At 45.9% G+C, this 381-nt stretch carries 1 protein-coding gene; it reads left to right on the top strand.

What is annotated here, in order from left to right; translation table 11 throughout:
- Positions 1-188: 188 nt before the first annotated feature.
- Positions 189-381 (top strand): hypothetical protein (locus AB4653_RS24735; RefSeq protein WP_372105553.1); only part of this gene is annotated, 193 nt, incomplete at its 3' end.

The following is a 381-nucleotide window of genomic DNA, read 5'->3' as shown; positions in this document are numbered from 1 at the left end:
GAGCTAAGTAGCGCAAACGCCGCACCTACAAAGCCCACAAAACTTCAAACCAAAAATGCCATAGGAGGCTCCGTTGCACGCTGATCTCTCAGCAATCACCAATCTCAACTAAACATGACACCCTATCCACACCCGGCCTGCTGCACACAGAAGTCACCAAAACAGGTGTCTCCTCAAAATCGAAACTAATGTGTGGCACTGACCGCCGAACAAATAAACTCGTTAAAATTCGTGAACTATTGGCGGCGTTGCACCAAAGAAACCTACAGATTTTCAGCGAATGTATCCGCTTTGAAACCCTCGGAATAGCGGCACAAAATGAATTACCACTCATAAAATTTGAGGACTTAAACAGCTGGCTTACTAACGCCGCAATAACAC

This window comes from Vibrio sp. 10N.222.48.A3, assembly GCF_041475345.1.
Classification (GTDB): Bacteria; Pseudomonadota; Gammaproteobacteria; order Enterobacterales; family Vibrionaceae; genus Vibrio; species Vibrio tasmaniensis_A.
Note: the sequence above shows the minus strand (reverse complement) of the source record. Positions and strands in the feature narration are given on the sequence as shown.